The sequence below is a fragment of the Nocardia higoensis genome, assembly GCF_015477835.1.
In the GTDB taxonomy this organism is placed as follows: Bacteria; Actinomycetota; Actinomycetes; order Mycobacteriales; family Mycobacteriaceae; genus Nocardia; species Nocardia higoensis_A.
Genome location: NZ_JADLQN010000018.1, coordinates 1 through 6,985 on the forward strand (window position 1 = coordinate 1; position 6,985 = coordinate 6,985).

At 67.5% G+C, this 6,985-nt stretch carries 10 protein-coding genes; all 10 read right to left on the reverse strand.

Features of this window, described 5'->3' with window-relative positions; genetic code table 11:
* Positions 1–159: 159 nt before the first annotated feature.
* The 10 genes from IU449_RS28570 to IU449_RS28615 all read right to left on the reverse strand — a co-directional run bounded on the left by IU449_RS28570 (position 160) and on the right by IU449_RS28615 (position 6,884).
* On the reverse strand, positions 160–1,206 hold the full coding sequence (locus IU449_RS28570) for a tyrosine-type recombinase/integrase (protein WP_228805863.1): 1,047 nt from the start codon (positions 1,204–1,206) through the stop codon (positions 160–162).
* Between the two features lie 83 nt (positions 1,207–1,289).
* Positions 1,290–1,496, reverse strand: coding sequence for a helix-turn-helix domain-containing protein (locus IU449_RS28575; RefSeq protein WP_195005291.1), 207 nt, complete (start codon positions 1,494–1,496; stop codon positions 1,290–1,292).
* Between the two features lie 9 nt (positions 1,497–1,505).
* The gene (locus IU449_RS28580; RefSeq protein WP_195005292.1) at positions 1,506–3,215 is read right to left on the reverse strand and encodes a replication initiator; all 1,710 of its coding nucleotides are present in this window, start codon (positions 3,213–3,215) and stop codon (positions 1,506–1,508) included.
* Positions 3,212–3,856 (reverse strand): hypothetical protein, encoded by a 645-nt coding sequence (locus IU449_RS28585; protein ID WP_195005293.1) that lies wholly within the window; start codon positions 3,854–3,856, stop codon positions 3,212–3,214. The genes IU449_RS28580 and IU449_RS28585 overlap by 4 nt, the downstream gene beginning before the upstream one ends.
* Positions 3,853–4,008 (reverse strand): hypothetical protein, encoded by a 156-nt coding sequence (locus tag IU449_RS28590; protein ID WP_195005294.1) that lies wholly within the window; start codon positions 4,006–4,008, stop codon positions 3,853–3,855. Before IU449_RS28590 ends, IU449_RS28585 begins: the two co-directional genes overlap by 4 nt.
* Positions 3,996–4,172 carry a hypothetical protein gene (locus IU449_RS28595; protein ID WP_195005295.1) on the reverse strand — a complete coding sequence of 59 codons (177 nt, stop codon included), beginning with the start codon at positions 4,170–4,172 and terminating at the stop codon, positions 3,996–3,998. The genes IU449_RS28590 and IU449_RS28595 overlap by 13 nt, the downstream gene beginning before the upstream one ends.
* A 46-nt stretch (positions 4,173–4,218) precedes the next feature.
* Positions 4,219–5,535: an FtsK/SpoIIIE domain-containing protein gene (locus IU449_RS28600; RefSeq protein WP_195005296.1), complete on the reverse strand. Its 1,317-nt coding sequence runs from the start codon at positions 5,533–5,535 to the stop codon at positions 4,219–4,221.
* The gene (locus IU449_RS28605) at positions 5,535–5,786 is read right to left on the reverse strand and encodes a hypothetical protein (RefSeq protein WP_195005297.1); all 252 of its coding nucleotides are present in this window, start codon (positions 5,784–5,786) and stop codon (positions 5,535–5,537) included. Before IU449_RS28605 ends, IU449_RS28600 begins: the two co-directional genes overlap by 1 nt.
* A gap of 1 nt (position 5,787) precedes the next feature.
* Positions 5,788–6,444, reverse strand: coding sequence for a DUF2637 domain-containing protein (locus IU449_RS29580; protein WP_267468410.1), 657 nt, complete (start codon positions 6,442–6,444; stop codon positions 5,788–5,790).
* Positions 6,445–6,446: 2 nt separating this feature from the next.
* Positions 6,447–6,884: a hypothetical protein gene (locus IU449_RS28615; RefSeq protein ID WP_195005298.1), complete on the reverse strand. Its 438-nt coding sequence runs from the start codon at positions 6,882–6,884 to the stop codon at positions 6,447–6,449.
* Between the last annotated feature and the right edge of the window lie 101 nt (positions 6,885–6,985).

A 6,985-nucleotide genomic window follows, 5' to 3' on the forward strand; every position in this document is an offset into this window, starting at 1 on the left:
CCTTCCAAGCTGATGGTGCGGGTTCGATTCCCGTCGCCCGCTCAACACCGGCTCGACGCCGACCGATCGCAGGTCAAGCGCAGATTCGGCCAGACACGACGAAACCCGGGCAGCCTCACAACTGGCCGGGTTTCGGTTTTTCGTGCCACACACATGCCACTACGCGCCTGGTCGGCCTTCCCGGTACTGCTCGGCCAGCCGGGACAGATCATCCGCGATCCGGCGTTCGGCGTCGTCGGTAGCGCGCTGGTAGATCAGGGCCGCCCGCATATCGTCGTGCCCCATCCGCGCCATGAGATCGCGGGTCGACATGCCCGCCTTGGACGCCCAGAGGTTCCCGGCGTGCCGCAGGTCGTGGAAGTGGATACCGGATACCCCCGCCACCTTGACGGCCTTGCTCCAGTCGGCCAACTTGGCGAAGTTGGAGCGGCGCAGCGGCCCACCCTTGACGCCGGAGAACACGTAGGCGTCGCCCGCGGACGCGACGAACTCGTCCAGGTGCGCCAGCACGTCAGGGCGGATCGCCTCCGGCACGGTCAGAGTCCGGACCCCGGCCCGCGATTTCGGGGGAGCCACCACCAGACCTTCACCACGGACTTCCACCAGCGATTTGCTGATGCGCACCGACACGGCGCCCTCGGTGAAGTCCGCCCGAGTCAGGGCGCTGACCTCGCCCCAGCGCAGCGAACAGAACGCCGTCAGCAGAATCAGCACCCGGAACCGCGCCGGAACCGCCCGCGACAATGCGAATACCTGCGCCACGGTCAGCACCGGACGTTCCGGGCTGCTCTCCTTGTCCGCACCACGGACCCGGCACGGATTACGCGGAATGATCTTGTCCTCATCCACCGCAGTGTTCAGCGCCGCCCGGATCAGGCGGTAGGTCTTGGCAGTCACCATCTCCGAGGCACCAGCATCGAGGCGGCCCGAACGCCACTGCCGAATCATCGGCGTGGTCAGCTTGCCCAACTCCACACCACCCAGCTCGGTCGAATCGACGTGTGTGCGCAACAGCCACCGGTACAGGTCGCGAGTGCGCGGCCGCAGGCCGGGCCGCTGGTCGATCCACCGATCCACGTAGTTGCCGAGCCGAATCCTGCCGCGCTCAGGATCGATCCAGTCACCCTGGAGAATCTGCACTTCGGTAGTGGACAGCCACTGATCAGCGGCCCGCTTGGTCTCGAACGTGCGCGGTGCCGGTCGCATCAGCCCATCCGGTCCGCGGTAACGCGCCTGCCACCGCCCAGAGGGCAGCTTGCGCACACTGCCGAATCCCCGCCGACCAGCCATCACGCCACCCGCCGAAGCCGCGGAGCCGGATCAATTCGGCCGGCCTGCGCGTACGCCTCGAGGTCCGAGACCTTGAACCGGACATGCCCGCCGAACTTGTAGAACACCACCCGCCGCTCGGCGACCAGACGGCGAATGAACCGCACCCCAGTTCCCAGGTAAGCCGCTGCCCCCGGAACGTCCAGGTACTCACTTCGAGCTTCCATCACTCCCCCTCACGCCGCTTCCTGCATCCGCGAATCTTGCTGTGCTGCTATCGGTCCCGCCGCCAAGAGAGCGCGGGTGTACTCCGCCCGCCATGTCGTACGCTGGGCGATCGCGGCGAGGATCACGTGGTCCCGTGGCGGTGCCGAATGGTCGCCCGGTTCCACCGGTTTGATCACCCAGTGCGAGGTGTCGGGTTTGACGATCCCAGCCGAGGCGAGCAGTTGCCGAACGAAATCCGCCCGATCCGCTTTGTGGTCCGGGAGGGTCTTGCCCGACCAGCGCCGCGAGACCAGCACCCGGCGACCGGGCAGGCCGAGGGTGTCGCGACGATGCGCCTTGCCCTTGCAGCGTCCGGGAATGGTCTTGTCGCTGGCACCCTTCGGCACGATGCCGTAGCGCAACCACACCGCGCACTTCGGCGAGCACGGGGTGTGCTGCAACTCGGCGTGCAACCGGTCGTAGTGCGCGGCCGTGCGGGCCGAGTCGGTCTCCAGCACTTCGCTGATCGACTTGGTCAGGTACTTCGTCACGTACCCGATCGCCCGGTCGGCCTTCTCGCCGGAGATGTAGCCCTTCATGTCGCCGGGGTCCATCCGTTCGCCGAACCGCACCGTGTACGCGGGTTCGAGGTCGTCCACCGAGTCGAGGACATCGAGGGCTTCGTCCCAGGTGGTCAACGGCTTACCGCTGTCGGGGTCCACGAACGTCAATGCCTTGTAGTCCCAGACCGGCATCTTCTCGCCCGAGTAGCGCTCGTCTTGGGGGTCGAAGTAGGGCCACCACACCTGGTGGTAGGTCGCCGCGGTCACCATCCGCAGAATCTCGCGGGAGATCGCGCCCCGCAGCAGCAGATGCAGATGCGGAGCGCCCCGGCGTTGAGGTTCGACGGTCGCGAAGTACTGCACGTCATAGCCCACGACCCGACGCAGGTTCTGAATCCAGCGATCCACCAGCTTGGAGAAGAACACGATGTCGCGGGCGGCGCTGGCGTAGTCGTAGGACTCCGGATCACGCGGCGAACCATCCCCGCAGACCTTGCCGTCCTTGTCGGTGGCACCGTCACGGTTCATCGCCCCGTAGGACGGCATGGTCAGGGTGACCATCATCGAGGACCGGTAACCACCGATCACCTTGCCGACCGTGGTCTTGGATACCTTCTTACGTGGGAGGTTGGGCACGTCTTGGCGGCGCTTGGTGGAACGCACCCGCCGAGCCCGCGGTGTCGGATCGAGCGGCGGCAGCGGACCACGAAAACCCGACTCACGGATTTCGGCATCGGTCTCGGTGATCAGCTGGGCGAGTTCGGCGGCCAACTCGTCGTCGGAATCCTCCCGTGCGGCGCGGTAGTCGGCCACCAGGTCGGCGCGATACGCCAGTAGCTCGGTCTGCTTGTCGGAGGGTTCGCGGGTCTCGTCCACCGGTTCGGTTTCGGCGTGCCAACCCTCGCGGCATTGGGTCATGCGCAGCCAGCGGGCCTTGTCCGCGCACGGCTTACACACGCTGGCGACCGTGGACTTGCAGGGCGACCCGACGTAGGAGACCTTGCCGGTGGTCGGGTCGAACGCGCGCATGGTGATCGGCCGGACGCAGACCCCGAACTTCTCGGCGGTCGCCTGGGCGACGTCGGTGAAGTCCGGCAGGGCGCGACGCTGGGCGGCCGTCTGCCGAGCAGGTGCCGTGGTCGGGTCTGTGGTGGGTTCGGTGGTGTCGGTGGTCATGCGGCAGCATCTTTCGTCCAGTCGGCCCCGTCGATGATCTGTGGCAGGTTCACCGGTTCGGCGAGGGCATCGTGGTAGCGGAAGTTCAGTTCGACCAGGCCGGGACCGAGCACCTTGACCCGGCACTCCTGGGCGCCGAAGGCGTGGGCGAGCTGCTCGGCGTGGTCGCTGTAATCGTCGGGTCGGTGGCCGGGCACCATCCGCACGTGCACCAGGTCGTCACAGTCACCGATCCACACATCCAGGAGTCGAGGCACCCGCACCCGGTCGCCGTCCACAACGACGAGATGGCAGGCGGTCAGCAGGCGAACCCAGCGGCGGCGGTAGCGGAACAAGGCCAGGAACCGGGCACGGGCACGGCCGGTGACCCAGCGCTGGAAGGTCTGCGGGCTCCGCACTCGCCACAGCACCATCCCCGCGACCCAGCCACCGGCCATCCCGGCCCCGGCCAGCGGGTGCAGCAGGACAGTAGCGGCCACGGCCAGGGCGAGCGGGGCCGAGATCATCGGGAACAGCACCGCCCACCACGCCGCCACCGCGACGGCGACGAGGGCGCCACCGGCGAGGTTGAGCAGGGCCAGGCCGATCACGTCGAGCGGGTCACGCCCGGTCGTGGTGGTGGTCGTTGTGGTGGTGGTCATGATCGGGTGTCTTCCTCATCGAACAGGGCCAGTTGGTTCGGGGACAGGGCGTGCAGGTCGACTCGCTTCGTCCGGCGCCCCGTCTTCTCCGGAACCTCCTCGGTCGAATCAGGCTGCGCGGGAATGGGTTTGCGGACGGTCATGCCGCCCACCCGCTGTCACCGTCGTAGCCGTCGCTGGTGGGCCAGGCCATCGGGGTGCCGGTCTCGGCCAGGACGTGGACCGCGACCGTGATCGGGTCCAGGCCGCGGGCTTCGAGCTGGCAGCGGCGACGCGCGGCGAGGTCGATGACGTTGGAGTCGTAGCGGTTGCTCATCAGGGGAGCCCTTCCGGGAGTAGGTCAGATGGGATGCCGGGTGAGGTCAGGCCGCGGCGGGTGAAGTGCCGGCGTCGCCGTCACCGAGGTCATCGGGGTCGAAATCCGAGTAGTCCTCGACCGGGCCGCTGATCAGCGGGGCCGGGGAATAGGCGTCCACGATGGCGTCGGCCGCGTCGTCGGAGACCCAGAAGGCGCGGACCCGCACGAACTCGGTGGTGCCGTCCTGACCGACGTAGCCGACACCGGGGGTGTGTTCGCTGATCCGGTCGCAACGGGCACCACGGTCACGGGCGCCTTGGCCGTGGACCATCGCCACCTGATTCGGTTCGTCCAGTCGCAGGCCGATCCGGATCGGGAACAGTTGCCGGTTCGGCATCGTCTCCTTGGACGGGTCCTGCAAAGCTGCGATCACCGACACCGCCGCCGCGCGACCCTGCGACAGCAGCAGACCGGTCAGGCGCCGGAACTCCTTCTGCTGATCGGAATCGGCGTAGGCCGACAACGCTGCCGCCTCATCGATGATGATCACGATCAGCGGCTGATCAGGGGTCGGCACATGCTTGCGGATGCCGTTGGCGCGCATGAACGCCAGCCGCTCCCGCAACACCTCCACCGCTTCGCGCAGCATCGCCAGGATCGAATCAACGTCGATGGCGAAACGGACAAACAACCGGTCCTCACCGCGCCCGAACTCCGCACCGCCCTTCGGATCAGCCAGGTACACATCCACCAGGCCGTCGCGGATCGCGGGACCGAGACCGCCCAGGATCGACCACACCACGCTGCCCTTGCCCGAACCAGTGGCACCGGCAAGAAGGATGTGCCCGTGCAGGACCCGCAGCCGCCACAGGTCATGGGATTCGGTGATCCCGACCGGCACCGCCTCCAAATCCACCCGGTGACCGCCACCGAACGGGGACGGCGCCGGGGCGGCAAGGGTGTCGAAGGTCCGCACATGCAGGCGAACCCAACTCGGCTCCGGAGACGACGCGGTGACCTCCGGAACAGAGAAGTAGGTGGCGAACTGGGCAAGGGTCTCGTCGTTGGACCAGTCCTTGAACGACTGCCCGCCCAGCATCATCACCTCCACGTCCAACCCGTGGTCGGTGAAGTCGTACCGCCCCACGTAGGGGAAACCGCCTTCGAGCGAGCCGAGACCCAACGCGGCGAACATCAGATTCGTCTGCGCCGGATCGGCCAGGATGTAGACCGCGGTACGCAACCCGACCGGGGCAGCATCAGCGAGGGATTCGGCGGTGACCTTGCGGGGGCGGTCGTCTCCGGCCCAGCGCATCCAGGCCATGCCACCGGTCGCCAAGACAGCTGAACCAGCGGTGAACAGGGTTGTCAGAGTGGACATCACAGACCTACCGAGGACAGATCGACCGGCGGGGTATCGGGGCCGTAGTCGGCCAACGCCGCACCCAGCACCGCCACCAACTGGGCGGCCTGGGCGTAGTCCATGGCGATGTTGAGGTGCTCGCCCCACTTCACCGCGACCAGCGTCGCCGAAACCGTCGGCTGACCGTCGACGGTGTAGGAGACACCGGGAGTGATACGGACTTGCGGTTGGTAGTCCTCGGGAGTGAACGAGCCGACGTGGATGGACATTTCAGCCTCCTACAGGCAGAGCGATCGGCAGCATGTCCTGCACCGGTCGCGGGGAACGAACAGGTTTGACCGGCACCACCGGCCGCGGAGCAGCAACCGGCGTCGGCGCGGACGCCGGTTCCGGGACAGGGACGGGCGCCGGTTCCGGCGATGTCACCTCGGGCGCGGGGTCGGCCACGGTGGCCGGCACTTCCGGCAGCGACTCGGCCGACGGGACAGGTTCGGGCGCTGGCGCAACGACCGGGGCACGATGGGCGACCCGGAACAGCACCGCCAGGCCGTGCGTATCAGCGAGAAGGGATATCGGCGCGATCGCCGCGACGATGGCTGATGCCCAGGCCGGGAGCGGTTGCCCGTTGGCGACCGCGTGCAAGCTGTTGCCAGCCACCGACACCGCCGACCCGACGACCAGCACCGAGAGGAAGAAGCGGCGTTCCCGACCGGGGCACACCAGCACCCCGAATGTCGCGAGAAGAATGGTGCCGTCCACGATCAGCGGGAACAACCAGGCATCCCGGGCCGGGATGTGAGCGAGGACCGCGAGGTCTTTGAGGGTGGAGTACGACAGCCGGAACGCTGCCGCCCCCACCCCAACGATGATGGCTGCGGCGGACCAACGCGCGTAACGCATCGCCGCCGCCTGGCCCGCCGCACCCATGATCAGGCCGCCTTGCTCGCGGCCGGGTTGGTCTTGGCGCCGGAGTTGTCGCCCTTGATCCCGGTGGCCCGCACGGTCCACCCGATCGACTTGAACTCACCGGCACCGGCGATCTTCGGCTTGACCTGCAAGCCCTCCAGCTCGATCGGGGTCATGCCGGGCACGATCTCCGGGGCCGCGGGGACCGGCTGCACGTCGGCCACGAACGTCACATCGAAGCTGGCGTTCTTCGCGTTCGCCGCGGTCGGATCGGTGACCGTGCCCTTCCACAGCCGCTTGCCCGTGCCGTTGCCCTCGAAGTCGAAGTCCAGCTTCTGCACCTTCGGCGCGTTGCGGTCCCGGCTGAACTCGGTCACCGGCTCGATGTCACCCAGCAGGAACAGACCCTTCGGGAACGCCTCGTGGAAGTCCGGACGGAACCATGCATCTTTGAGAGCCATCTCGTCATCTCCTCGTGAATGGATTGATTGGCTGATTTCAGCCTGATCGACCGCCGCCGAATCCCCGGTGCCAGATTGTCACAGCAGGTCAGGGTGGCTAG

Coding starts and splice junctions, on each gene's coding strand:
- IU449_RS28570 (WP_228805863.1), bottom strand. CDS start 1,206: ATGCGACCGGCACCGCGCACGTTCGAGACCAAGCGGGCCGCTGATCAG.
- IU449_RS28575 (WP_195005291.1), bottom strand. CDS start 1,496: ATGGAAGCTCGAAGTGAGTACCTGGACGTTCCGGGGGCAGCGGCTTAC.
- IU449_RS28580 (WP_195005292.1), bottom strand. CDS start 3,215: ATGACCACCGACACCACCGAACCCACCACAGACCCGACCACGGCACCT.
- IU449_RS28585 (WP_195005293.1), bottom strand. CDS start 3,856: ATGACCACCACCACAACGACCACCACCACGACCGGGCGTGACCCGCTC.
- IU449_RS28595 (WP_195005295.1), bottom strand. CDS start 4,172: ATGAGCAACCGCTACGACTCCAACGTCATCGACCTCGCCGCGCGTCGC.
- IU449_RS28600 (WP_195005296.1), bottom strand. CDS start 5,535: ATGTCCACTCTGACAACCCTGTTCACCGCTGGTTCAGCTGTCTTGGCG.
- IU449_RS28605 (WP_195005297.1), bottom strand. CDS start 5,786: ATGTCCATCCACGTCGGCTCGTTCACTCCCGAGGACTACCAACCGCAA.
- IU449_RS29580 (WP_267468410.1), bottom strand. CDS start 6,444: ATGGGTGCGGCGGGCCAGGCGGCGGCGATGCGTTACGCGCGTTGGTCC.
- IU449_RS28615 (WP_195005298.1), bottom strand. CDS start 6,884: ATGGCTCTCAAAGATGCATGGTTCCGTCCGGACTTCCACGAGGCGTTC.